Source organism: Cryobacterium sp. 10C3, assembly GCF_034314285.1.
GTDB classification, from domain to species: Bacteria; Actinomycetota; Actinomycetes; order Actinomycetales; family Microbacteriaceae; genus Cryobacterium; species Cryobacterium glucosi.
Map to the genome: position 1 here is coordinate 2,795,312 of NZ_JAVIWF010000002.1, position 24,337 is coordinate 2,819,648.

The following is a 24,337-nucleotide window of genomic DNA, read 5'->3' on the forward strand; positions in this document are numbered from 1 at the left end:
TTCTTGCAGCGGAGGCTGCGTGCCAGACTGTCGCCTGAGCTCTCGGAGAGGAGGCGCCGATGGAGCCTCGCCGCGCAGTGATCGTGAACACGATGGTCTCCGGGCATTTCGAGCTGTACCACGTCGACAATGCCGTCCGTGAGCACGCAAACCTGCACTATCACGACTTCCACGAGATCAATTGCGTACTGCGCGGCACGGGTGTCTTCCGGCTCGGCGGAACCGAGTACTCCACGGAACCGGGAACCGTGACCTTCGTGCGGAGGAACGACCTGCACAACATCGTCAGGCAGTCCAGCGAGTACTACGAACGTGCGTACATCCACATTCGCGAGGAGTTCCTCACGAGCCGTTCCTCAGACAGCACCAACCTCAACCTCCTGTTCGCCAAGGACGGCACCCCGACCAGCCAGGTCATCAGTGTGGATGCCGACTGGTTGCGCGAACAGATTTCTCACCTGGACGAGCCCGATCAGGAGGGCTTCGGCGCGGACCTCGTCCGAGAGAACCGGCTGATCGAGTTCCTGATCGACCTCAACAAGGCGGTCTTCGGCTCCGAGAACGCCGTCGTTCCCCACGACCTTCCCGTGTCGGCCCTCATCTCGGCGGTCATGGGCTACGTCGCCGACAACCTGGACGAGGATCTGTCACTCGATGCCGTCGCGGGCAGGTTCTTCATCAGTAAGTACTACCTGTCACGCCAGTTCAAGACGAACACCGGACTCAATTTCCACCAGTACACGCTCAAGAAGCGACTGCTGCACAGCAAAGACCTCCTGAGCACGCACGGGAACGCCCTGGACGTCTATCGGATCGCCGGGTTCTCGTCGTACACGCACTTCCTCCGCTGCTTCAAGGATGAGTTCGGCATGACGAGCAAGGAATTCATCCGCCGGAGTCGCAACCCCGAAGGCATTCACTTCGAGAATCCCGATTCCGTGTAGCGATCCACGGTCCTGGCAATCGCGTCGTTGACGGTTTCCTCCATGATGACGGCGAGACAGGGAGCGTGCGCGCTGATCGTGGCCAGAATCTGGGCGACCGGGAGGACCCCGTCGTCGATGTCGCAGCGGACGACGCGACCGTCCGAGAGGCGGTAGTCGTCGAGGTGGGCCGCGACGATGCGTCCCCCGAACCGTTCAAAGGCGTCGCTCGTCAATGCCGCAAGATCGACGGGCTCGTTCGGGTCGAGCAACGCCGTGGCGTCGAACACGATGCCGAGGAAGGGTGAGTCGACGTCGTCGAGGAGTTGCTCGACCCGATCGAGGTTATAGATCGGGTGGTTAATGCCCGGCTCAATGGCGACGATGGTCCCCACGCGTTCGCCGAATTCCGCGAGCCGCCGAATCACCGCTGCGGCCTCCCGGTACGCCTCATCCGTGAAGTTTGCCCGGGTATAGGCAAAACCCTCCGCATTGACGCTCCCCGTCTCGGTCGCCACCATCGGGGCACCAAAATGCCGAGCGTTGAGCAGATAGGCCTCGAACTTCCGCAGGATCGCCTCCCTGCGATCGGCATCCGGATGAATGATGTTGTCGTAGCAGCCCAGCACGGCGATATCCACGCCCTGGGCGGCCATCACGCGGCGGAAGTAAGCGCCCAGGCCGGGGTTGACAGCGCGTGCGCCATTCAGTTCGGGGAAGGACCGGCCCAGGGCCAGTTGCACGTTGTGCACCCCGTATCCCGCCAGGCCACGCGCCAGCGCCTCGGGAGTTGACGCCCACGTCACGTCGTGTCCGCGAGCGCCGAAATTGATCGTCATATCCGTACCTTTCACCGCTGTGGCCAACTCGCCGAACTGTACACCTCTGCCTGGGCGAGCCCTGACCTGGTCATCCGGGCGGAGAATGGCGGCCCCGTGACCAGCGCAACCCCCACGCACGGCGATAATCAGACCATGGGCGCAGATCGAGACAACGAGGATGCCAGACCTCGTGCCGCCAGTGTGTTCGATGTGGCCAGGGTCGCTGGAGTGTCCCACCAGACGGTCTCCCGTGTCCTGAATGATCACCCCAGCCTTCGCGCAGCCACGCGACAGAAGGTGCTCGATGCCATTCGGGAGCTGAACTACCGGCCGAACGCGGCCGCCCGCGCGTTGTCCTCGAGTCGATCGCGCCTGATCGGAATACTGTCGACCTCGAGTGGAGAGTACGGCCCCGCGACCATCGTCGCCGCCATCGGGGCAGCAGCACGCAGTCGCGGCTACAGCGTGACGATCGCGAACGCGGACGGACTCGACCGAAGATCAGTGGATGACGCACTCAGCCATCTGGCCGACCTCTCTGCCGAGGGGCTGATCGTGGTGGCCCCGCAGACCCAGGTGCTCGTCGCTCTCGAAGGCCTGACGATCCCGGTGCCATATGTGACGCTGCAGACGGCAGCGGGGAGCGGGCTGCATGGCGGGATGCTGGACCAGATCCGGGGGCCCGGCTGGCCACCTCGCATCTCATGGATCTCGGCCATCAGCGCGTGGGCCACATCGCCGGCCCGCCAGAATGGCTCGACGCGCAACAGCGCCTGACCGGTTTCCAGGAGGAGCTTCGATCGCGCCAGCTGGATCCGCGATTCGTAGAGATCGGCGACTGGAGCGCCGCGTCAGGTCATCGTGCCGCCCGTGCGCTGATCGAACAGGGCGTGACGGCCATTTTCTCCGGTAACGACCAGATGGCGCTCGGCGCCCTGAGCGCCGCGGTCTCCCTGGGGATGACCGTGCCGGGGGATCTCAGCATCGTCGGCTTCGATGACGTTCCCGAGGCCGCGTACTACCAGCCCGCGCTGACGACCGTTCGGCAGGACCTGGCCGAAGCCGGACGGCGCGCCGTGGCCCTTCTCCTCGGAGAAGCTGACGTGCGTCCTGCCGTCGACCCTGAGCTCATCGAGCGGGCGTCCACCGGAGCCCCGCCGGAGCGGCCGCGACCCGAATGCTGACGGTCGACATACGGGATGCCGATGTCGTAGACTGCATATGATCGCCAATGTGATCGATCACATGCGTAAGTCAAAGGAGTCTTGTGTCGACATCGAGTACCGTTTCCCCGGCGATTCCGCACGAGACGACCTCCGTGCGGGGCGCCTCTCGCTCGGGATCGAACTGGGGTCGACCCGGATCAAGGCGTGCCTGATCGGCGACGACCCGTCCCAGGTGATCGCGGTCGGCAGTCACGAGTGGGACAACGAGTTCGTCGGACAGGTCTGGACCTATTCGCTCGAGAACGTGTGGTCTGGCTTGCAGGCGGCCTACGCCGACCTCATCGACAATGCCGAATCACGCTACGGCTTACGCCCGGACGGCTTCGCGGCGATCGGCGTCTCGGCCATGATGCACGGATACCTCGCGTTCGATGCGGCCGGCGACCTCCTCGCGCCCTTCAGAACCTGGCGGAACACGACGACCGGCCCTGCTGCCGCGGAACTCACCGACCTGTTCGGCGTGAACATCCCGCTGCGCTGGTCCATTGCACATCTCCGTCAGGCGGTCCTCGACGACGAACCGCACGTCCCCGAGATCGCCTTTCTCACCACCCTTGCCGGTTATGTGCACTGGCGGCTCACGGGTCGGAAAGTCCTGGGAGTCGGCGACGCATCGGGCATGTTCCCGATCGACGCGCTCACGAAGACCTACGATGCCGAGCTGGTGGCGCGATACGACGGGCTCTCCGCGGCCGGCACGCCCGGATCAGGCATCGTCGACCTGTTGCCGGAGGTGCTTGTGGCGGGTCAGCCCGCAGGGGCCCTGACCGAACAGGGTGCCCGGCTTCTCGACCCGACCGGCACGCTCAAGCCCGGCGCGGCCCTCTGCCCGCCCGAGGGTGACGCCGGAACGGGAATGGTCGCGACCCGATCTGTCGCCCCCCGCTCGGGCAATGTCAGTGCGGGCACGAGTATCTTCGCCATGGTCGTGCTCGAACGACCGCTCGAGAATGTGCACCACGAGCTCGACGTTGTCACGACTCCCGCCGGGGACCCCGTCGCGATGGTCCACTGCAACAACGGTGCGAGCGAACTCGCGACCTGGGTCGGCCTCTTCGCCCGGTTCGCCGCGGTCGCCGGCCAGCCGCTCGCCAGCGATGTCGTGTTCGACGCGCTGTTCCGCGAAGCACTCGAGGGCGAGGCGGACGCCGGTGGGCTGTTGGCCTACAATCACCTGGCGGGCGAGCCGATCGCCGGCCTCAGCGAGGGCAGACCCCTCGTCGTGCGCACGCCGGACAGCCGGCTGACGCTCGCGAACTTCATGCGGGCCCAGCTCTACGGCGTTTTCGGCACGCTCAGCCTCGGGATGCGCGTCCTTGCCGACGAGGGCGTCGTGATCGAGGAGATGTTCGCCCACGGCGGCATGTTCCGCACCGCAGGGGTCGCGCAGCGATTCCTCGCCGGGGCGCTCGGCACCCCCGTCACCGTGACCGAAACGGCCTCGGAAGGCGGCGCCTGGGGCATCGCGGTGCTGGCGTCCTACCTGCGGGCCGCCGAGCACGGCCAGAGCCTCGACGACTACCTCGACGAACAGGTCTTCGCGAACACCGCGTTCAACACTACCCAGCCGGATCCGACAGACGTCGCCGGATTCACCACCTACCTTGCACGCTATTCCGCCGGCCTCGCCGTCGAACGTACCGCCGTTGACGCACTCTCACTGAAGGAAATCACCCTATGAGCAACCGCATCACTCCCGACCTGACCTCCTACGAGGTCTGGTTCCTCACCGGCAGCCAGAACCTCTACGGCGAGGAGACCCTTCGACAGGTGGCGGAGCAGTCGCGCGCCATTTCGGACACGCTCGCGGCAGCATCCGACATTCCGATCACGATCGTGTGGAAGCCGGTGCTGAAGGATTCGGAGTCGATCAAGCGCGCGATCCTCGAGGCGAATGCCGCCGACAACGTGATCGGCTTGATCGCATGGATGCACACGTTCTCTCCCGCGAAGATGTGGATCTCCGGGCTCGACGCCCTCCAGAAGCCCCTGCTGCACTTCCACACCCAGGCGAACGTCGAACTGCCGTGGGCGGACATCGACATGGACTTCATGAACCTGAACCAGGCCGCGCACGGCGACCGGGAGTTCGGTTACATCCAGACTCGCCTCGGCGTCGCCAGGAAGACGGTCGTCGGCCACGCCACGAGCCCCGCTGTCACCGCGCAGATCGGCACCTGGACCCGTGCCGCCGCCGGCTGGGCTGCGACCAAGAGCCTCAAGCTCGCCCGGTTCGGCGACAACATGCGTTACGTCGCGGTCACCGAGGGTGACAAGACCGAGGCAGAGCTGCGGTTCGGCGTGCAGGTCAACACGTGGGGCGTCAACGAACTCGCGGAGGCCGTCGCCCAGGCCACGGAGGACCAGATCGACGCCCTCGTCGCCGAGTACGAGGAACTCTATGACGTCGCTCCTGAGCTACGGGCGGGCGCCGAGCGTCACGAGTCGCTGCGCTACGGTGCCGCGATCGAAATCGGCCTCCGGTCCTTCCTGGAAGCGGGCGGATTCGGCGCGTTCACCACGAGCTTCGAAGACCTCGGAGCCCTCCGCCAGCTCCCCGGACTCGCCGTGCAGCGCCTGATGGCCGACGGCTACGGCTTCGGCGCCGAAGGCGACTGGAAGACGGCAATCCTCGTGCACGCCGCCAACGTCATGGGCTCCGGGCTCCCCGGCGGCGCCTCCCTGATGGAGGACTACACCTACGACCTGACCCCCGGAGCGGAAGTCATCCTGGGTGCCCACATGCTCGAGGTCAGCCCGAGCCTGACAACCGCGAAGCCGACGCTCGAGATCCACCCGCTCGGCATCGGCGGCCGGGAAGACCCCGTGCGCCTCGTATTCACGGCAGATCCTGGACCCGCCGTCGTGGTTGCGATGAGTGACATGCGCGACAGGTTCCGCCTCGTCGCCAACGTCGTCGAGGTGGTCGAGCCCACCGCTCCCCTGCCGAAGCTGCCGGTCGGCCGCGCCGTCTGGAAGCCGGAACCGTCCTTCGCGGTCTCGGCGGCCGCGTGGCTCACCGCTGGTGCGGCGCACCACACCGTGATGTCGACCGCGGTCGGCCTCGAAGCGTTCACCGACTTCGCCGACATCGCGAAGACGGAGCTTCTCGTCATCGATGCGACGACAGACCTCCGGAGCTTCGAACACGGGATCCGCTGGAACCAGGCGTACTACCGGCTGGCCCAGGGCCTCTGAGTCTCTGAGTCTCTGAGTCTCTGAGCCTCTGAGCCTCTGAGCCTCTGAGCCCAGGATCGGATCGCCTGGCCGCTTTCGGCCAGGCGATCCGATCGCTGTGTCCCGGCGCAGCCCACCAGACCGGAGCAAGCGCTCTTGCCATTCCGATCAGGCCGGGCGCACCGCTCGGAGCGTCGCGAGGATCGCTTCCGGGCTGAAGATCTCCGGGTTGCGGATCGCCTGGATCGAGGCACCCTGGACCAGAGCGACCACCGTCTCCGCGAGTTCGTCACCCTGGACGCGGGTCCCGGTGGCGACCTCACGACAGACCGGCAAGAACGCCGCGAGGTAGCGCCCGAAGCTCGATTCGATGCGGGCGCGGAACAGGTCGTCACGTCGGGAGAAGTAGAACGCGAAGATCAGTTCGACCGCATCGTGGTACTCGACCAGGCGCTCCAGCTCGACCCGGATCATCCGCTCGAGGCGGTCCCACGGTTCCAGCCGGGCCAGGCCGGAGTCGGACAGGGCGTCGAGCGTGCCGTCGAGCAGTACGCCGAGCAGCGCCTCCAGCAGACCGTCTTTCGACTGGAAGTGGAAGAACACGAGGCCCGTGGAGATGCCGGCCGCGGTGGCCACCCGGCGCGCGGTGACGGCATCGAGACCCTCGCCGAGGGCGATCTCGTACGCCGCGGCGAGGATCGCGTCGCAGCGCTCCTGTTCGGGCTTCTTGGGGCCGCCCATCGATCAGCCGTCTCCCTCGGTACGCCGGGCGGCGCGATACCGGCGCCACGCCAGCCAGGCGCCAGAGGACCAGAGCGCCCACAGCATCAGCACGGGCTGGAACAGCAGCCGCACGCTGCGCTCGAGGTCGGTGTTCAGCCCGAAGGAATCGGTATGCGTCGCCAGCTGCGAGATATTGCCGGGGAAGATGGCAACGAAGAAGACCGCCACGATCCAGCCGACCTGCACCCGGTACCTGCCCAGGGCGAGTAGGGAAGCGCCGAGGACGATCTCGACGACGCCTGAGGCCAGGACGACGAAGTCCCCCGCCATCGGCACCCAGGTGGGCACCTGGGCGAGGAACGCCTCCCGGTTCACGGTGAGATGACTGATGCCGGCGAGAAGGAGGAAGGCTCCCAGCGTCATCCTGAAGACGGTGCGAAGCACGGTCGCGCGCGTCTTCTGAGGTGCGAGGAGGTTCATGCTGCGGCTTTCGTGGGGGCGTGCGAGGGAGAAGCGATGCTCCGACTCTACATTGATCACTCGGTCAATGATCACTCGGTCAATCGCGGAGACTTGGCACGGTCAGTCGGACCCGAAGTGATCTCGATGGTTGGTCGGGGTGGTGTTGAGGCGGCGCCGGAACGCTCGATTCATGGTTTCAGGGGTGCCGAATCCGCATGCTCGCGCGATCTCCTCCACTGTCAGCATCGTCGTCTCGAGAAGACTGCACGCTGCCTCCATCCGCACCGCCTCCACATGCTCGGCCGGCGTGATGCCTACCTCGGACTTGAATACCCGACTGAACTGGCGCTCCGAGAGGTGGGCGCGAGTGGCCATACCAGAGATGGAGAGATCGGCGGTCAGGTTGTCAGGGAGCCAGGCCAACACGTCACGGATGGGCTCGTCGTTCGCGGACTGTGCGGCCAGCAGCGCTGAGAACTGCGCCTGGCCGCCCGAACGGCGGAGGTACACGACAAGGCGCCGCGCTACGGTCGCAGCGGCCTTGCGGCCATGGTCATCGGCAACAAACGCCAAGGCCAAGTCGATTCCGGCCGTGACGCCGGCCGAGGTCCAGACGTTGCCGTCCTGCACATAGATGGCATCGGGGTCGACCATGACCTCCGGGTAGGCCCGCCCAAGCACCTCGCACTCGGCCCAGTGGGTGGTCGCGCGGCGACCGTCCAGAAGGCCCGCGGCAGCGAGTAGAAACGCGCCTGAGCACACGGATGCGACCCGCCGCGACACCAACGCCAGCCGCCGAATGCTGTCGACCAGCCTCGGATCGCCCGCAGCTTCCTCCATATCCCGGCCCCCGGCGACCACGAGAGTGTCGATGTTTCCGACCACTGCATCGATCGGTCCCGTCGCGAACTCGAGGCCGCTCGTCGATAGCACCGGCCCGCCATCGGTGCTCACGAGTTCCGTGGCGTACCGAGCGATCGGCAGGAATCGTGAGGCGGTGGAAAACACCTCAAGGGGCCCGGTCACGTCGAGGATCTGCACGGACGGGAACCCGACGATCACGATGCGTAGTTCGCTCACTGTCTTCCTCCGTGGCCGAGATCGTCAACAGCGTGTCCTAGGTGGGCCGACAACCGAACCCTACCGTGAAGTCATACCCGCAAACACGCACGTCGGCGCGGCGAATCCGCGACCCCCTTACCTCCCGAATCCGATGGAGCCTGATATGAACTTCCCCAGAATCGCACGCGCCGCCGGCATCGGCCTCGCTGTTGTCCTGGCTCTCACGGCCGTCTCGACGACCGTCAATGTGGCACTGAACACCTCGGAACACGCCGACCTCGTGCCGTATGGGAAGAAGGTCGCCATCGACGCCGGCGACATCAATGTCTACCGCAACGGCGGGACCGGGCCGACGATGGTGCTCCTGAGCGGGTATGGGACGCCGGCACCGGCAATCGACTTCGCCCCGCTCATCCGCCAGCTGAACGCGTTCAACGTCATCGTGGTCGAGGGCTTCGGCTACGGCTACAGTGACCTGAACGTCAGTGATCGCACCATCGAGAACATCACCCGCGAGCTGCACGAGGTCCTGGCCAAGCTTCGGGTGGACGAGCCGGTGATCCTGGTCGGCCATTCAATCGGCGGCATCTACGCCCGCTACTACGCGAACGCCTACCCGGACGAGGTGATGGCGATCGTTGGCGTCGACCCTACCGCCGCCCTGTCGTCGTCTCTTGATGAGGGCGCACCCTCGACCGTCGAGAGCATGCAGGCCGCGACCGGGCTCTTCCGCGTGGTCACGACGATCGCACCCGACCTGGTTCAGCCTCCAGGGTCTGCCTATACGGCGGAGGAGCGGCACCGCATCGCCGTGATGACCAACTGGAACTACGTCAACGCGTCGGTCTCCGACGAATGGAGCCGCATCGGCGCCAACTCGACCAAAACCGCGATGCAGCCGTTCGCCTCGGACCTGCCGGTGCTCGAGATCCTCTCGAGCGACAGCGTTCGGACGATGCCCCAATGGTTGCCGAACCACGAGGCCGAACTCGAGAACGTCACGACGCACGAACTCAACGTGCTCGAAGGAAGCCACTACTTGCATTGGACGCAGTCCCCGGCGTTCGCTCGGATAATCTCCGACTTCCTTTCCCGTCTCACCCGCTAACCCCCGCTCACCAGGAGATCGTCGTGTCAAAAATCGCCCGCCGAGTCGGCAGCATCACACTCGCCACTACCCTCACTATTACCGCCTTCGCCGCCATAGCGGTCACCGGGTTGTCCCAATCGAGCGCTGAGACTGCCTCCGCGGCGAGCATCGGGGCGCCACCCCCTCAGCCTGGCGCCGTGCCGCTCCACGGGCAGTTCGTCGTTGCGGTCATTCTCGGCCGGTCCGGATCCGACACCGCCGACGTTCTCGCGCCATATGACGTTCTGGCCAGTTCACCCGACTTCTTCGTCTACACGATTGCCGCCTCCGCCGCCCCGGCGGTCGTCGACGGTGGCATGTGGGTCGTGCCGACCCACACTTTTGGTGAGGTGGCGGCTGGTGCTGCACCCACGCCTGACCTGGTCGTGGTGCCGGCCGTGAACAGTCCGTCGGGGCCCGAGGAGGCCGCGGCGCGCGAGTTCATCGTCAACCAGTACAACGCGGGCGCTCGCATCCTCGGCATTTGTGCGGGCTCCCGGCTGCTCGCCGCCTCCGGAGTTCTCGATGGGCTTCGCGCGACGTCCCATTGGTCCCGAATCGCCGCGCTCAGAACTTCGAACCCCGAGGTTTCCTGGGTCACCGGACAGCGCTACGTCCAAGACGGCCGAGTAACGACTACCGGTGGCGTGACCTCCAGCATCCCGGGCTCACTCAAAGTCATCGCCGACATGGCCGGTGATGCGGAAGCCAACCGGGTCGGCGAATCCGTCGGCTACCCAGGCTGGAAACTAGATGGTCCGACGGCGATGCCCGTCAAAGTCTTTGGGTTCGAAGACGCTGCCATTCTCATGAACACGGCTTTCCCTTGGGGGCGACCGAGGGTTGCCGTCGAGCTGAAAGATGGCGTCGAGGAGATCGATGCCGCTGCAATCTTCGAGGTCTATGGATACTCGCAAGGTGCCACCACCTCCGCCCTGTCGGCGAAAGGGTTCGTAACGACCAAGCACGGCCTCGTTGTGAAGACCTCGATTCTCGATGGCGCGACGACCACGGTGGTTGCCGGCGAACTCGGTGCACCAGGAAGCCCGCAGGGCTTCGACGCCGCCTTCGAACAACTGTCGAGGAGCAGCAGTTCGTCGGTCGTCCAGTCCGTGTCCAAGATGATCGAGTACCCCCTCGATCGGGTCAGACAGGAGAGGGCACCGCTGATCGCGCAAGCACGTACTTCGCTTCTCCTGGTTCTCGGCCTCCTGCTTGCGGTCGGCGTCGGAATGCTGCCCACCATCATCCTCGGCTTCGTCCGACGCCGCATGAGGGCTCGCGCCTGATAGTGCAACGGCGGCTACGACGTGCTGCACTACGACCTCGCCCTTCGTCACGCGCCACCGAGGGACCCCGCGGTACTGGTAGGACGCCTCAGCGGCGTCGCGACCATCACACTCCGCGCGAAGCAGAACCTGCCGTCGCTCAACTTCGATTTGCGCGGTCTCGACGTCACGTCGGTCCGGGTGGACGGCAAGGCGGCGGCGCACGGGCTCACCGTCGGTCTGCTGCCGAAGCTCACGGAGGGACAGTCCACAACGATCATCGTCGAGTACGGGGGAAGCACCGGGCGGCCGCTCGACACGACCGGCGCCCTCTATGGATGGGTCACGACTGCGGATGGCGCGATCGTGGTCAACGAACCCGATGGCGCCTCGACCTGGTATCCCGTGAACGACGACCCGCACGATAAGGCCACGTATTCGTTCCACATCACGGTGCCGGCTGGAAAGGCGGCCGTTGCGAACGGTCTGGCGGCCGGCCCGCCACGGACCAAAGCCGGGTGGACCACCTGGTCATCGCAGGCGACGGACCCGATGTCCAGTTACCTGTCGACGGCGACGGTCGGTGACTTCACCCTGGCCACCCATACGGGCCCGCGCGGTCTCCCGATAGTCAGTGGTCCCTGAACTCGGGCACCAATGGTTCGGCGATTCGGTGACGCCATCTGACTGGAAGGACATCTGGCTGAACGAAGGCTGGGCCACCTACGTCGAATGGCTGCGGGCCGAGCATCAAGGCACTGCGACGATGCCTGCGCAGTTTGCCGACGCGGTGTCATACCTGGACGCGAACAACGGCTGGACGCTCAACATCGCAGACCCAGGTCGCGATGATCTCTTCGCGGCTCCGGTCTACCTGCGGGGAGCGGCCGACCTGCACGCGTTGCGCGCGAAGGTCGGCGACAAGGCGTTCTTCGCGGGCGCCGCTTATATGCCGCCGTCGAAGTCGGCTATTTTCCAGGCGCGTCGACGGCTCGGATTTGAATCGGTGCGGGATCTGTTTGCCCGAGTCGCGCGGCCCCTGGCCGGGCCGGACACGCCGGGTTCGTGGTTGGCTGGGCGGCGTTTGATGTCCATCGACGGAACGATTCTGGATCTGGCCGACAGCGTGGTGAATGCAGAGTTCTTTGGCCGGCCGCCAGTCAGCCGTGGCGAGCAATCTGCCTTCCCACAGGCGCGCCTGGTGGCGTTGGCCGAGTGCGGGACGCATACGATTCTGGATGCGGCGATAGGCCCATGCAGGACGTCGGAAATTGAACTCTCACGGGAGCTCGCCGGGCGCTTCGGGCCGGGCATGCTGGTCCTGGCCGACCGTGGCTTCCCGGGGCGGCAGTCGACAGCACCGTTGACCGTGCGGGTCGTGGACTACACGATCGACGACGGCCGCGACAATCCCGATGGCTACCGGTTGCTGACAACGATCCTTGATCCGGGTGAGGCATCTGCGGAAGAGCTCGCGACCGTGTACTCAGAACGGTGGGAGATCGAGTCTGTGTTCGATGAGTTGAAAGCGCATCAGCGCGCCCAGCGCATGGTGATGCGGTCCAAGGCCCCGGACCTGGTCAAGCAGGAAATCTGGGGCCACCTCTGCTGCCACTACGCGATCCGAACCCTGATGATCGAGGCCGCACAACACGCTCACCGCGACCCCGACCGGGTCTCCTTCGTCGCCGAACTCCGCATCGCCCGCTGCCCCGTAGCCCCGTAGCCCCGTAGCCCCGTAGCCCCGTAGCCCCGTAGCCCCGTAGCCCAGGGCGATTTTCCCCCCTCCGCGACCTGACCAAGGGAGGCACACCCGCTTTCGTTTTCTCGGCCGTCGTTGCCTCCGCGGGGCTAGTGGGCAATAATCGAGCTCACCTGAAAGTATCGTGCGTGTTCAGATTGTTGGCGCGCAGGTGAGTATGAAATGGATACGCCATGGTGTCAGTGCAGACAACCGGAGTCACACGCGGTGCGGAGCCAGTTACAGGCGGACAGGCCGCGTTCGTTTATCTTCGGCGCCGCATACTGTCGGGTGAGATTCCCGCCCGAGCGGTGCTCCGGGAGCAGTCCTTGGCCGAAGAATTGGGTCTGAGCCGGACCCCGGTTCGCGAGGCCTTGCGTCGCTTGGACGAAGCCGGTTTCGTTGACTTCACACCCAATCGTGGTGCGACGGTTGCCTCGTGGACTCAGGAACAGGTGCGGGAGACGTATTACCTGCGCGCAGGCCTGGAGAGTAGAGCTGCCGGTTTGGCTGCCACCCGGATCGGCGATGAAATTCTCGGACAACTAGCTGATCTCATCGTGTCGATGGACGAATTCGTACTCGCCACTGACGATGAAGGGGTTACCCGGCTTGGCGAGCTCAACGCCGAATTCCATCACATCAGCGTGGCGGCGTCGGGGAATCAGCAGCTGATCCATCTGACCGATTCTGTTGGCCGTATCCCGATGATGGCGCAGGTTTTTCGCCGCGATGGTGGGAGATTTCGGGCAGGCAGCAATCATCATCACCGCGACATACTCACGGCGCTTCGGACACACGACGCCGTCTGGGCCGAAGCAATGATGCGCGCTCACATTCTCGGCGCTCGGAACGCAATCCTGGATGGGGACAGCACGGATCTCGACACTGCGTAGTCACACGCGGGCAGGTGTCTGGGGGCGTAGGGCGGCCCGTTGCAGCGGAGATTCCTGCGTCAGTCCTGTCGTTGTTCAGACATGTAGAAGGATGCCGCTGGTCTCGCCGCGCCTGAGGGTTCAGGGCTGGTCTCGCTCAGTCAGGACCTCAGATGATGAGCTGCGGCAGTGTGATCGTCGGGCATGACTGGTAGATGATGTTGGCCGGGTTTAGTAGACGTCGTCCCAGTGGTCCTCGGTCGACCAGTCTTCGGACGCTGATGCCACTGCACGTGTGACGATGCTTTCAGTACTGGACACCGAAGCGAGAGAGTTGATGTCGTAGCGAAGGACGGACACGGCGTGGTGCGTCACCGGTTCGTCACCCACAGTATTCTCGGGAATGCTGATGAGTTCGCTGCCGGAGGCAAGGAGAAGGCGAATGAGTATTTCGCTACCGTCTGCTGTGTAGGACGGCACCTCTACTACTTCGGATTTGTGCCACTCGCTGAGCGTTGCGGCGAACTCCAGGAGCGCATCCGCAACGGTATTTGTGGTTAGGAACGTCGTTCCGCAGTAAGACATTCTCTTCACAGTTGCCCCGGTTTCTGCGCTGCAGCAGCTCGAAAACATTCGTAATCTTGCCGGGCCCCTTCCATCTGTTAACGCCAACCGAAAATAGGGCCACTTCTGCCAACTGAAAACAGGGCCACTCTCGTGTGGTTCTAGTGTGCCGTAGTCGCGGTGGGTTGGTGTTGCTTGAGCCGGTAGCTGTTGCCTTTGAGGCTGATCACGTCGGCGTGGTGAACGATGCGGTCGATCATCGCGGAGGCGATGGTGAGGTCGCCGAACACGTCGCCCCAGCGGGCGAAGGGCAGGTTGCTCGTCATGATCAGTGAGGCGTGTTCGTAGCGAGATGACACGAGTTGGAAGAACAGGTTCGCGGCGTCCTGGTCGAAGGGGATGTAGCCGACCTCATCGACGATCAGCAGGCTGTAACGGCGCAGCCTGATGAGTTCGGCGGCGAGTTTGCCTCGTGAGTGGGCTTCTTGGAGTCGAGTCACCCAGCCCGTCGCGGTGTCGAAGAGGACCCGGTGGCCGGCTTTGGCGGCCTTGATTCCAATGCCGACGGCGAGGTGTGTTTTCCCGGTTCCGGGAGGCCCGAGGAGGACGACGTTCTTCGCTTCGGTGAGGAACACGCTCGTGCCCAGGTGCGCGATCAGGTTCCGGTCTGCGGAGGGCTGGTGGTCGAAGTTGAAGTCCTCGAGGGTTTTGTGACCCGGGAACCGGGCGGCCTTGATGCGGAGCGCTGCCCCGGAGGCTTCGCGTTCGGAGACCTCTTTGGAGAGCACTGCGGCGAGGTATTCCTCGTGGGACCAGCCCGCGTCGCGGGCCTGGTCGCCCAGGCGCCGGAAGGCTTCGCTGATCCGTGGGGCCCGCAGCGCGCGGGCGTAGTACTCGATCTGCGAGGCCGCTTCCGACCCGGTCATGACGCGACCGCCAACACGGTCGGGGTGGTGTCTAGGTCAACGCTGAAGAGTTCGTCGTAGCGGGCCAGTGAGGCCATCTCGACGACGGCAGTGACCGCGGGCCGGCGGGCGCGTTGGGCTTGGAACTGCGCGCGCAGCTCGGCCGCGCGGAGGACGTGCGCCGGATCGGTCACGGTCAGTTGCCGAGCCCATTTCCGGCGGTGCGCGGCGATGAGGACCCCGTCGTGGTGGACGGTGACGCGTTCCAGGCCCGCTGTCACGTCCACGACCCGGCCGATCATGGTCGGGTCGACGGAGTAGTCGTTGCTGAAAGCGCGAACGTAGTAATCCCGTGGGAGCCGGACGCTATTTCGGAACATCACTTCCGGCGCCAGCGGCGGCAGCCCGCGCATCGCCGCCCGGTCGATGCTGATCAGGTCCTGCGGGCGGCCTCTGCGTGACCGGGAGAGACGGTTGTTCGCGATGGGCAGCCACCCGGCCAACTGCTCATTGAAGTCGTCGGGCGAGGTGAACGCCCGGCCCGACATGAAGCGGCTGCGGAAGAACCGATTCATCCGCTCGACCATGCCCTTGGACTCGGGGTCACGGGCCTTGAGTAGCTTGATCTGGGTGCCGAGCGTACCGGCGAACGCGGCGGCGGGCTCGGTGAGTTTCCCGCGCCCGATGCCGGTCTCGTTGTCCCAGGTCAGCCGGGCGGGAACGGCCTCGGCCTCCTGCAGCAACGACCACATCCCGCCGAGCAGATCCGGCGTCGTCCGAGACGGCAACATGCGGGCCTGGATGAATCCGGAGAACGTCGAAGTCATCACCAGCACCGGCGGCGCAGCAGCCTGGTCATGGCCCAGCGGCAGGTCTTCGTGCGGGAACCAGAGATCACACTGGACCTGGAACCCGGGCGGGTGCACCAGCCGGTCCGCGGGGTCCGGCACCGCGTACTCCGGGCGCAGCTCGGCGATTTTGGCCCGGAACAGCGACGGAGACCCCGACCAGCCCACCCGTTCGGCCGCGGTCGCGGCCGGCATCGTCGGCGTTGCCGCAAGCAACACCCGCACCTGCGACGCAAACGCGTCGAAACTCGACCCGGTCGGCTCGCGCTTATACGTAGGCGACCTATCCACAGCCAACGCCCGATCCACCGTTCCCCGGGACACCCCGGCCAGCCGGGCTATCTCCCGTTTCGAATGCTTGCCCGTCGAATGCAGGTGGCGAATCTCTGCCCAATCATCCAATTTGATCACCTTCCATAATGGTTGGTGGCCCTATTTTCAGTTGGCGTTTCTGGCCCTGTTTTCGGTCGGCGTTAACACCATCCCTGTATCCGGCCGACGTGAGTCAGAAGTACACGTTGCCTTGAAATGCGCGCGAATAGATGTGCATGGTGTTCGGCGAAGTTGCGGAGATCGAAGGAGGCGTTGTTGTGAGCCTGCTATCTCATCGATATGCACATCATGTCAACCTGGTTGCGCATGGACAGATACGAGTTCAGGGTGTACGCATGAGACGAATTACGTTCGGCGGTGCCTCGTTCCTGACGGCAGATCGAATCGCAGACTCCCTCGTCAGTCTCTTGGTGGTGCTCAACGCCAAACATAAGTCTGCAGTCGCGTTAATCCCAGTGGTGTTGATCGGGGGCGCAGTGGTGACGGCAACACTTCTCCTCGGGCCGACAAGCGCTTTCGTCGCTATCCCGGAAGAATCCTTCTGGCCTGAACCCGATGCCGCAGACGCCGTTATGCACCTTGAGTTTCTCGGCCAGGCGGCGTCCACTCCTGGAGAGACCGGGTATTCAGAGACGGTTGCTGTCCCTAGCTACGAATGGGGTGACCCGGACTTGCATGAATTCTGGTGAAGCTGGACGTCAGTAGGGAGAAGATTCACCCCCAAAATGGTCACTCCCAGGAGGCCGGGCGAAGTTCCGGGAGCCGCCGGAGTGATGAACCGCTCGACGAAGCGGAGGGGAGCCGGGCTCGGTACTGCCAAGGCAGGCGATGCGTCAACAAACGAGCACCACATGCGAGAATCACGGGCAGATTGAGATGAGGAAGCACAATGATCGCCGTCCGATTGCAGACGCGAACGGGAGAGGATATCGAAGTCCGCGCTTTGTCCGGTTGCGATGGAGGATCATTGACCGCCGCATTGCCACAGACATCGCTCTTTGCCTGGTTGGCTTCATCGCCAAGAACCACGGCAGTTTTGAAGTGATGGTATTCCTTGACCCGGTGGAGCGCGCCGTCTTCCCGACTCTCGCGGGAGCAATGTCGTATTTCGTGAATTCGTCGTCCAACATTCTTGACTGCAACATTTTGCGCTAGCGAACTACTTTGGACTTTGAGGCGTGGTGCGCCCAGAAGCCACAACCTGCAGCTCCCGCAATATCTGCAGTTGCTGAGTGTTGATCGCCATCAACAGCTCGATCTCTTTTTCGATTCCACATTCGTGTCGAGATCGTGTTGGGCCATCACTCCTGCAATAGCGTCCTGACGCTTAGCGGCTATGAGCAAGATTGCACCCTGCAGCCCGGCGAGCATCGACAAAAATAGATTCAGCAGGATATACGGGTACGGATCCCACGCCTTCTCCGACAAAGCTGCCCACAAAAGGCCAACTCCCCATTCCGTTCCGCACCACGTCCGCCGCACGCTGGCCTCTGGTCAGGGAATCCCGATGTTTCTCATGCCACGTCTGGGGTTTGTTGTTCATGACCCACAGCCTAACTTCAGTCGATATTGGGCTCCGCGTGGTTCCACTGACCGCGTGCGGCCAACGCCCTTTAAAGCAACTCACGAAGGACACCACACGAGGGCTCTTGGCCAGTCTGCCGTGCTCGCCCTGCTGGGAGACCTCAAATTCACCGATGTCACCGATCGCATCCGCGTAGCGACCGAAACCCTCCACCAAGAACTCATCGACGCGGAAGCGGTCGCTTCATCGACGCCGCCTGTTCGGGCGCATCGGCGACCGCAGCAGCTTCATTGTGTCCATTGCGAAACTATCGAGCACAAGGCCCACTTTGTCCCGGGGTCCGTTGTCACGGGCGCCCGGTGACGAAGTCTCGGTGTGCCACGCTCAGTCTGGCGCCCTGCGCGGGCACCGAAGGACGCCTTCAAGCGTCTTCCAAAGAATTCTCTCAGTCCGTCGCAGCGTGCGAGCGTTGCACGTATTGAGGCATTGCCAGGTCTTCTATCAGGAACCATGGACTCCGCCACCGTTCGATTTCGTCCCGATCGTGCGCACGCCGTTGGCGCTACGACAACCCGCATTCGTGCCGCTTGTCCGGCGCTGGCGGCACGGACGACGAGCGGAATGGCCCCTTCTGCCCGCTGTGGACTACCGGGCAAAAGGGGCCGGTTCTTAGTTGGCGCCGCTCGTGTTGATCTTGCCGTTGACGCCCGCCGGGTAGAAACCGCCCGAGCGTACCTTCTTCGGGTTGAGGTAGGCGATGTTGAGCACTTGTCCGGTGGTGCGGCTGAAGGCCAGCCCGTTGTTGTCCGTTGGAACGAGATTCGCCTTGTCGGCCGTGCCGATGCCCTGGTCGAGATCGGTGGACCCGTCGAGGCTGTCCCTCGCATCCGAGATCTTCTGCACGCTGGAGTAGATGGCCGGCGTGTTGACGCCGAGGGCATAAAGCGTTGTACGGATGATCCCGGCGTGATATGCCTCCACCGCCAGCAGGCCGGCCGCCGCGTCCAGGTAGGTTTTATTGCTGATCAGCGGTGCGGCGCCCTTGTAGGAGGTCACGCCGACGTCCTCAAAGATGAAGGCGCCAAACAAGAAGTTGACCTCGTTGGCGTACACGTCGAACTGCTCGGTGCTCCCGATCAGACCGGCGGCGCGGGCCGCTGCGGTGAAGCTGGAGTCGAGGCTCAGCTTCGGCCGGGACACGGCAGCATTCCCCAGTGCGCTGCGAAGGAAGGCCACGTGGGACTTCTCGTCGGCCGCGATCTCTTCGGCGTACTTGCGAATCAGCGGGGTGTCGAAGGAGACGGCACGCCCGCCGGAGACGCTGCCGCGATCGCCGCGACCAGTCGTCATATCGTCGGGCAATCCGGAGCCGGTAACCGCCCGCAGGTAGAACTCCGCCTCGAGGTACTCAAGGTTCAAGGCGAAGTTGAGGATGGACGAGTCGCTGGGCCCGTCTCCGTTGTCGCCGTCGTCGTGGCCGCTTTCGCCAGCGAAAGCTGGTTGACCGGCCAGGAGCACCGCCGAACCGACACCGAACCCGGCAACGCCGGCGGCCTGGAAGAAACGCCTCCGATCGAGGGGCGATTCTGCGCTCCTGCCGATCGCATGAGTGATGAATTTTTGGTCGAACATCGACTTCTCCTGCCATTGTGGGTCAATGGCGCGGCCGGGACCCCCAGTTCGCACCCGTGTCGCGTCGGTGCATCCGTCCTCGCATCACAGTCAGGTAACGGTGACTTCAAAAGGCTAACTGGCGCCCAACGCGTACGGAAGATGAGACAACCTCATGATTTCAGAAGATGAAAACTTCATGCTCTTGGGAATCGACTTTGCCTTTTGCTGCAATATAACGCTCCTTCCCCTGACCCGAACGCGCCTTGACGGTGTAGGTTGCTGAGACATTCTCAGAACTGAGAGGACACACCATATGTTGGGGAATTTGACTGGATGGCATTTCCTGATCATCCTCGCGATCATTTTGCTGCTTTTTGGCGCACCCAAACTTCCCGGGCTGGCGCGCAGTGTGGGGCAGTCGATGAAGATCCTCAAGGCTGAGATCAAAACGGAACCAGACGTCTACGACACGCCCGTCCCAGACACCTCCGTCCCGGCGCCCGCCCCGCCAGGGCGCAGCGCGCAGAGCGCGACACCGTCGGGCCCGGCCGGGCCGCCTCCGGCGCCGTAGGCATCATGTTCGTTGGCGCTCGCTCGCGTGCGGACCCGAACGGGCAGATGACCCTGGGCCAGCATCTTCTGGAACTGCGAAAGCGCCTGTTCTTCGCGGCGGCCGGGATCCTGATCGGCGCCCTGGCAGGCTGGTTTCTTTCTGGATTCGTGTGGGACGCGCTCCGAGAGCCGATCTACGCGATCGTGCATGCGCAGCATCGGAACGCCCAGATCAACTACCCCGATATCACGTCCGCGTTCGACCTGAAACTGAAAATCTCCCTCTACGTGGGCCTGGTCGTGTCGAGCCCGGTGTGGCTGTACCAGGTCTTCGCGTTCTTGATGCCGGGCTTGACACGCACCGAGAAGCGCTACACCTTCGGGTTTTTCTTCACCGCCGTTCCCCTTTTCCTGGCCGGCTGTGCTGCAGGCTGGTACGTCCTCCCCCACGTCGTGGAACTCATGACCGGATTTGCCCCCACCCAGGACGCCGCGTTCATCAACGCCCAAAACTACTTCGACTTCGTCCTGAAACTCGTCGTCGCGATCGGAGTCGCGTTCGTCCTTCCGGTCTTCCTCGTTTTGCTGAACTTCGCCGGCGTTATCAGCGCCCACTCCATCATCAAGTCCTGGCGAATCGCGTGCCTGATCATTATCCTGTTCACCGCTATCGCCACCCCCGCCGCGGACGTCGTCTCTATGTTCCTTCTGGCCATCCCGATGGTGCTGCTCTACTTCGCCGCCTACGGCATCGCCTCTCTCCACGACCGCCGACTCGCCAAACGCACCCGCGACGCGGAGGCAGGTATGACCGCGTAGCCTGATGAAGTTCGCAACATCAACGAGCGTCGTCAGACCCCGGCGGGACTGACTGGGGGGTCCGGACTCCGGCGGTGCCGCCGCTGGTACCGGCGAGATCGTGTCTGCCGCGCCGCTGGACGGGGAAAGCGGGTCGGCGCTCGGTCGCCGGGGTGGGCTCGGAACATGGGGCGCTACGTCGCCAGCATCCAGGAGGACATCCCTGATGATCCGGCGGGGGTCGTACTTGCGTGGGTCGTACTTCTTCCAGTCGACGTCGTCAAAGTCTGGGCCCATTTCATCTCGCAACCGATCCGACGCCCCCGACGCCAACATCCGCAACTGCCGCACCACACGACCCAACACTGCTGCGTAATGCGGGAGCCTGTCCGGGCCCAGCAAAAAGACCGCCACCACTCCGATCAACACCAGCTTCTCAAACGTCAAACCAAACATGCGCACACAATAGCCCGACTCCGTTCTCAGGGCTGCCGCACCATACCGTCGGCGGGGTCTGTCAAGTCTTTGGCGCTGACCCCGGGGAGTGAACATTCTCTCTTGTGAGGTGTCCACTCTCCGGGGTCAAGGCCTGTGTCAGGAGTTACACCGAAAATCGCATAGGGAACGCTCGGTGAGCGCTCCCTATCGGTACTCGGACCGGCTATCGCGATTGCAGGGGCAGCTGCAGGTATGAGGCGTGCTCGCCTCCGGTGTGAACAACGTGCTGGCCGCTGTTCGCGCCGACGTACTCGCGGATACCGGGCATCATCGTGCCGAGCAGGTTGCGGGAGCTGACTACGAAGCGCAGCTGCTCGCCCGGGTGGAACACCAGCCCGACCGGCAACAGGTCGATTTCTATCTCGACGATCTCGCCGGGTGCGAGCTTCTCGACCCGGTCGAAGGTGTGTGTGGGCACTTCATCCGTCGACAGCGTCTCGTCGAGGTGACGCAGCGAGACCCGCAGTCGACCGTCTGAGCCTTTGTATTTCAGAATCGTCGCACCACGGTCGGTGAGGTCGTGTGCGATTGCGCTCTGATTCGGAACCGTGAACGCTTCCAATGGTGTGCCGTAGGCGTCGAGCTTCTGCACGAGCACAAAAATGTCCATGTCGTCGCAGTCACGGGCTTCGACGAAGAGGCGCGCCTTCGGGTAGCCCGCCAGCACCGTTTCGTCGGCAAAGCGCGTGAGAAAAGACACGGCGTCCGGGTTAGCCGCCACGGTGTACGCCACCGGCACCTCGGCGCCGGGCGCCGTGATGGTCAGCGCGCGAGAGCGGCCGTCGAGGTAGAACTTCGTCGGCACGGAGTCGGCCGGTGGAAACTGGTCGGCGGGGATATCGATCCGGTCGCCACCCTCAAGGTCGAGCAGTGAATAGCGCACGGGGGGTCTGCTCCCAGCCATTGTCGTGGTCTTTGAGGAAGTGGTCGAAGAAGCGGCGCAGCTCGTCCTGGTGCTGTTCGTCGTAATAGTCGGGCCATTCCTGGGTGTTGTGGATGCGCAGCCATTTCTCCTCCGACGCCATCCGGCGCCACGCGCGGAAGGTTCCGGCGGTGTGGAGAGTGTTCGAATAGCTGGCCACCACGTATGCCGGCACCGTAATCTTGTCGAACGCGGGGATTTTGTTCTCCCACAGGTCGTTGACGAGCGGATACTTTTCGACCTCGCCGATGATGTCTTCTTTTTGGTTCTTGCCGAAGAAACTGCCTTCCTGGAGCTGGCGGGCGAAGCCGGTATCGGGCATGCCGCCGCGCATCACCAGGTCGCGGTAAACGTCGCTGACGCCCTCCCACGGGTTGATCGCCGCCAGGTGAGGCGGCTGCTCGGCGGCGGCGAACCACTGCGAAACCGCGAGGTAGGAGGTTCCGCTCATACCGACCTTGCCTGTGCACCACTCCTGCTCCGCCAGCCACTCGATGACGTCATAGCAGTCGCGGCCGTCTTGTCGGTCCCAGAGCACGCTGCTGCCCTCGCCGTCGACGATGCCTCGCATGTCCGGGTTGCAGATCGCATAGCCCTGGGCGACCCAATACGCCGGATCGGCGCCTTCGAATTTTTCCAGTCCGGAGACGATCGAGTTGTCCAGACCCACCAAGCCGAACACGCCCATTACGGCGAGTGAGGAGCCCTGGGCCTTACCGTAGGGGCTCCAGGCCATGATGACTGGGACTTTCTCGGATCTGGCGGGCCGGAAGACGTCGGCGTAGATGGTGACACCGTCGCGCATCTGCACGGGCACGTCCTTCTCGAACAGGATATCGACTGGCAGCGGCTTGAACTGCGGGGCGATCTGAAAGCCCGCCTGGAGGGTTCGGGTTCCGGGATCGAACGCGGTTAGCGCTCCGGTGCGCGCCGGGGGCAGCGGGGTGGAAGGGACGTACATTCTCTGTTCTTCGCTCATCGCGGAGCTCCTCTGGTTTCGTGATCCTGGGATCGACTCTCGGGCCGGTGCGAGCGTACGCCCAAAAACTCAGAAACTCAACAAGCGTTGAGAAAATAAGCGCGAAAGAGCTATATTGAGTTGATGACGATACAGAAGCAGCCAACACCGACCGTGCGGCGCGGGCGTCGACCTGGTGGCGTGAACACCCGGGCAGTGGTGCTCAAGGCCGCCCGGGCTCGTTTCGCCCGGGAAGGATTCGCCGCCACCACGATCCGGCTTGTTGCTCTGGACGCTGGGGTGGATGCATCCCAGGTGATGCAGTATTTCCGGTCGAAGGATGAATTGTTCGCTGGGGTGATGGCCATCACCCCAGCGGCGCTGGAGCGTTTCAGTACCGCATTTGAGGGGCCGGACAAGCACCTCGGTGAACGGGTCGTCCGCGCCTACCTGAGCGCGTGGGAAGGCGTGGCCGAGGAGTCGGAGCCGCTGATGGCGATGCTCCGCGGCGCGATCGTCAACGACACCGCGAGCGGGCAGCTGCGCGACTTCATCCAGTCCCGCCTGCTCGTCGGCACCCGCGACCGCCTCGACCCCGACGCCGTCCTCCGAGCTGGCCTCGCCTCCTCGATGCTCGTCGGCATCGTCACCGGACGTCGCATCATCGGAGTACCCACGCTCGTCGCAGCGGACACCGAAACGCTCGTCGCCGTCGTCGGACCAGCGATCCAACAGATCCTCGTTCCCACAGCAGCAGCCACGCACCTCAGCACAGGCCCACGCAGAAGCCAGGATTCGGAAGGGCGGCAGCTATGAATCCCTGGCGGAGCCGTCGGGCGATCGCGAGTTCGGCGGAACATGCCGGACGACGAAGCGCCGCACCGCCCACCCCCGGGACCGGCCGAGGCGTCGTTCCTGACCCGCTATGTGAACCGAGGACTGCCAACAGCGGCCCCGTCTGGCGCGACGGCCTCCGACGCACTGGAATTTGCTCGCACCTGTACGGACAGGATGCCCATGCGCTTATACCCCGCCCCGACGCTCGGGAACGTCGCCGAGCTCGCCGATGCATGGGATCTGTACCCCCTCCTCCAAGAGGACTTGCTCGCCGGCCACCAGCACCCCAAACTCGAACACTACAGCGACGTGCTCTCCCTCTTCATCCGCTCCGCACGCTATGACGACACACGGGAGGAAGTCGACTTCGCCGAATTCCACGTCCCGCTCCGCCCGCACGCGGTAGCACTGCGGTGCGAGAGCGGGAAATGGATAGACGGCAGCGCCCGTCGAGACTCGTCCTCTCTTTTTTGGGGCGAGACCTAATCGCCTGTTGGCTAATTTTGTCTCAATTTGTCCCGATCGAGTGCCAAATTATGGCCCCTGAATCGGCGTGAGCGGGGGCTTCTGTCCCGT

The 24,337-nt window shown here is 64.1% G+C and carries 25 protein-coding genes and 3 pseudogenes; 17 read left to right on the forward strand and 11 right to left on the reverse strand.

Features of this window, described 5'->3' with window-relative positions; all coding sequences use genetic code 11:
- The first annotated feature begins 59 nt into the window (after positions 1-59).
- Positions 60-944 carry an AraC family transcriptional regulator gene (locus RGU41_RS14200; RefSeq protein ID WP_322136623.1) on the forward strand — a complete coding sequence of 295 codons (885 nt, stop codon included), beginning with the start codon at positions 60-62 and terminating at the stop codon, positions 942-944.
- Here RGU41_RS14200 and RGU41_RS14205 read toward each other — a convergent pair.
- Positions 917-1,762 carry a sugar phosphate isomerase/epimerase gene (locus RGU41_RS14205; protein ID WP_322136624.1) on the reverse strand — a complete coding sequence of 282 codons (846 nt, stop codon included), beginning with the start codon at positions 1,760-1,762 and terminating at the stop codon, positions 917-919. The two genes, RGU41_RS14200 and RGU41_RS14205, sit on opposite strands and share 28 nt — an antisense overlap.
- A gap of 135 nt (positions 1,763-1,897) precedes the next feature.
- Here RGU41_RS14205 and RGU41_RS14210 point away from each other — a divergent pair, with 135 nt between their 5' ends.
- From RGU41_RS14210 to araA, 4 genes are all read left to right on the forward strand, one after another.
- Positions 1,898-2,521, forward strand: a complete 624-nt coding sequence (locus tag RGU41_RS14210) for a LacI family DNA-binding transcriptional regulator (RefSeq protein WP_322136625.1) — start codon at positions 1,898-1,900, stop codon at positions 2,519-2,521.
- Entirely contained in the window at positions 2,470-2,928 is a 459-nt protein-coding gene (locus RGU41_RS14215) for a substrate-binding domain-containing protein (RefSeq protein WP_322136626.1), read from the forward strand. The genes RGU41_RS14210 and RGU41_RS14215 overlap by 52 nt, the downstream gene beginning before the upstream one ends.
- 61 nt (positions 2,929-2,989) lie before the next feature.
- Positions 2,990-4,651, forward strand: a complete 1,662-nt coding sequence (locus RGU41_RS14220; RefSeq protein WP_322136627.1) for a xylulokinase — start codon at positions 2,990-2,992, stop codon at positions 4,649-4,651.
- Complete coding sequence (gene araA / locus RGU41_RS14225; RefSeq protein ID WP_322136628.1) at positions 4,648-6,168, forward strand: L-arabinose isomerase; 1,521 nt, start codon at positions 4,648-4,650, stop codon at positions 6,166-6,168. The genes RGU41_RS14220 and araA overlap by 4 nt, the downstream gene beginning before the upstream one ends.
- A gap of 147 nt (positions 6,169-6,315) precedes the next feature.
- Here the strand turns inward: araA and RGU41_RS14230 are convergent, their stop codons facing one another.
- The 3 genes from RGU41_RS14230 to RGU41_RS14240 all read right to left on the reverse strand — a co-directional run bounded on the left by RGU41_RS14230 (position 6,316) and on the right by RGU41_RS14240 (position 8,412).
- On the reverse strand, positions 6,316-6,888 hold the full coding sequence (locus RGU41_RS14230) for a TetR/AcrR family transcriptional regulator (protein ID WP_322136629.1): 573 nt from the start codon (positions 6,886-6,888) through the stop codon (positions 6,316-6,318).
- 3 nt (positions 6,889-6,891) lie between these two features.
- Positions 6,892-7,350: a hypothetical protein gene (locus tag RGU41_RS14235; protein ID WP_322136630.1), complete on the reverse strand. Its 459-nt coding sequence runs from the start codon at positions 7,348-7,350 to the stop codon at positions 6,892-6,894.
- Positions 7,351-7,452: 102 nt separating this feature from the next.
- The gene (locus RGU41_RS14240; protein ID WP_322136631.1) at positions 7,453-8,412 is read right to left on the reverse strand and encodes a GlxA family transcriptional regulator; all 960 of its coding nucleotides are present in this window, start codon (positions 8,410-8,412) and stop codon (positions 7,453-7,455) included.
- 145 nt (positions 8,413-8,557) lie between these two features.
- Between RGU41_RS14240 and RGU41_RS14245 the strand changes: the two genes are divergently transcribed.
- From RGU41_RS14245 to RGU41_RS14270, 6 genes and pseudogenes are all read left to right on the forward strand, one after another.
- A complete protein-coding gene (locus tag RGU41_RS14245) occupies positions 8,558-9,502 on the forward strand; it encodes an alpha/beta hydrolase (RefSeq protein ID WP_322136632.1) in 945 nt (314 codons plus the stop codon).
- A gap of 179 nt (positions 9,503-9,681) precedes the next feature.
- The gene (locus RGU41_RS14250) at positions 9,682-10,812 is read left to right on the forward strand and encodes a DJ-1/PfpI family protein (RefSeq protein ID WP_322136633.1); all 1,131 of its coding nucleotides are present in this window, start codon (positions 9,682-9,684) and stop codon (positions 10,810-10,812) included.
- Positions 10,813-10,833: 21 nt separating this feature from the next.
- A complete protein-coding gene (locus tag RGU41_RS14255; RefSeq protein WP_322136634.1) occupies positions 10,834-11,436 on the forward strand; it encodes a hypothetical protein in 603 nt (200 codons plus the stop codon).
- Between the two features lie 28 nt (positions 11,437-11,464).
- Positions 11,465-11,674 (forward strand): annotated as a pseudogene (locus tag RGU41_RS14260) (M1 family aminopeptidase); the annotation flags it as partial.
- 63 nt (positions 11,675-11,737) lie between these two features.
- Positions 11,738-12,517, forward strand: a pseudogene (locus tag RGU41_RS14265) (transposase); the annotation flags it as partial.
- 209 nt (positions 12,518-12,726) lie between these two features.
- The gene (locus RGU41_RS14270) at positions 12,727-13,428 is read left to right on the forward strand and encodes a GntR family transcriptional regulator (protein ID WP_322136635.1); all 702 of its coding nucleotides are present in this window, start codon (positions 12,727-12,729) and stop codon (positions 13,426-13,428) included.
- Positions 13,429-13,638: 210 nt separating this feature from the next.
- On the opposite strand, the gene RGU41_RS14275 is transcribed toward RGU41_RS14270, so the two are convergent.
- The 3 genes from RGU41_RS14275 to RGU41_RS14285 form a co-directional block, all read right to left on the reverse strand.
- Positions 13,639-14,001 (reverse strand): hypothetical protein, encoded by a 363-nt coding sequence (locus tag RGU41_RS14275; protein WP_322136636.1) that lies wholly within the window; start codon positions 13,999-14,001, stop codon positions 13,639-13,641.
- Positions 14,002-14,132: 131 nt separating this feature from the next.
- Complete coding sequence (gene istB, locus RGU41_RS14280; RefSeq protein ID WP_322135186.1) at positions 14,133-14,897, reverse strand: IS21-like element helper ATPase IstB; 765 nt, start codon at positions 14,895-14,897, stop codon at positions 14,133-14,135.
- A complete protein-coding gene (locus RGU41_RS14285; protein ID WP_322135187.1) occupies positions 14,894-16,135 on the reverse strand; it encodes a Mu transposase domain-containing protein in 1,242 nt (413 codons plus the stop codon). The genes istB and RGU41_RS14285 overlap by 4 nt, the downstream gene beginning before the upstream one ends.
- A 137-nt stretch (positions 16,136-16,272) precedes the next feature.
- On the opposite strand from RGU41_RS14285, the gene RGU41_RS14290 reads away from it, so the two are divergent.
- Positions 16,273-16,746, forward strand: a complete 474-nt coding sequence (locus RGU41_RS14290; protein WP_322136637.1) for a hypothetical protein — start codon at positions 16,273-16,275, stop codon at positions 16,744-16,746.
- Positions 16,747-17,302: 556 nt separating this feature from the next.
- Here RGU41_RS14290 and RGU41_RS14295 read toward each other — a convergent pair.
- Positions 17,303-17,539, reverse strand: a complete 237-nt coding sequence (locus RGU41_RS14295; RefSeq protein WP_322136638.1) for a DUF1003 domain-containing protein — start codon at positions 17,537-17,539, stop codon at positions 17,303-17,305.
- 115 nt (positions 17,540-17,654) lie between these two features.
- Between RGU41_RS14295 and RGU41_RS20995 the strand changes: the two are divergent.
- Positions 17,655-17,868: pseudogene (locus RGU41_RS20995) on the forward strand (hypothetical protein); the annotation flags it as partial.
- 383 nt (positions 17,869-18,251) lie between these two features.
- Here the strand turns inward: RGU41_RS20995 and RGU41_RS14300 are convergent.
- Positions 18,252-19,214 carry a ferritin-like domain-containing protein gene (locus tag RGU41_RS14300; RefSeq protein WP_322136639.1) on the reverse strand — a complete coding sequence of 321 codons (963 nt, stop codon included), beginning with the start codon at positions 19,212-19,214 and terminating at the stop codon, positions 18,252-18,254.
- 295 nt (positions 19,215-19,509) lie between these two features.
- On the opposite strand from RGU41_RS14300, the gene RGU41_RS14305 reads away from it, so the two are divergent.
- Positions 19,510-19,767 carry a twin-arginine translocase TatA/TatE family subunit gene (locus RGU41_RS14305; RefSeq protein ID WP_322136640.1) on the forward strand — a complete coding sequence of 86 codons (258 nt, stop codon included), beginning with the start codon at positions 19,510-19,512 and terminating at the stop codon, positions 19,765-19,767.
- A 47-nt stretch (positions 19,768-19,814) separates the two neighbouring features.
- Complete coding sequence (tatC, locus tag RGU41_RS14310) at positions 19,815-20,567, forward strand: twin-arginine translocase subunit TatC (RefSeq protein ID WP_322136641.1); 753 nt, start codon at positions 19,815-19,817, stop codon at positions 20,565-20,567.
- Positions 20,568-21,207: 640 nt separating this feature from the next.
- Here tatC and RGU41_RS14320 read toward each other — a convergent pair.
- Together RGU41_RS14320 and RGU41_RS14325 are read right to left on the reverse strand one after the other, a co-directional pair.
- The gene (locus RGU41_RS14320; protein WP_322136642.1) at positions 21,208-21,927 is read right to left on the reverse strand and encodes a CocE/NonD family hydrolase C-terminal non-catalytic domain-containing protein; all 720 of its coding nucleotides are present in this window, start codon (positions 21,925-21,927) and stop codon (positions 21,208-21,210) included.
- Entirely contained in the window at positions 21,902-22,945 is a 1,044-nt protein-coding gene (locus RGU41_RS14325) for a CocE/NonD family hydrolase (RefSeq protein ID WP_322136643.1), read from the reverse strand. The genes RGU41_RS14320 and RGU41_RS14325 overlap by 26 nt, the downstream gene beginning before the upstream one ends.
- A 123-nt stretch (positions 22,946-23,068) precedes the next feature.
- Between RGU41_RS14325 and RGU41_RS14330 the strand changes: the two genes are divergently transcribed.
- Positions 23,069-23,740, forward strand: a complete 672-nt coding sequence (locus RGU41_RS14330) for a TetR family transcriptional regulator (protein WP_322136644.1) — start codon at positions 23,069-23,071, stop codon at positions 23,738-23,740.
- Between the two features lie 201 nt (positions 23,741-23,941).
- The gene (locus RGU41_RS14335; protein WP_322136645.1) at positions 23,942-24,247 is read left to right on the forward strand and encodes a hypothetical protein; all 306 of its coding nucleotides are present in this window, start codon (positions 23,942-23,944) and stop codon (positions 24,245-24,247) included.
- Positions 24,248-24,337: the final 90 nt, after the last annotated feature.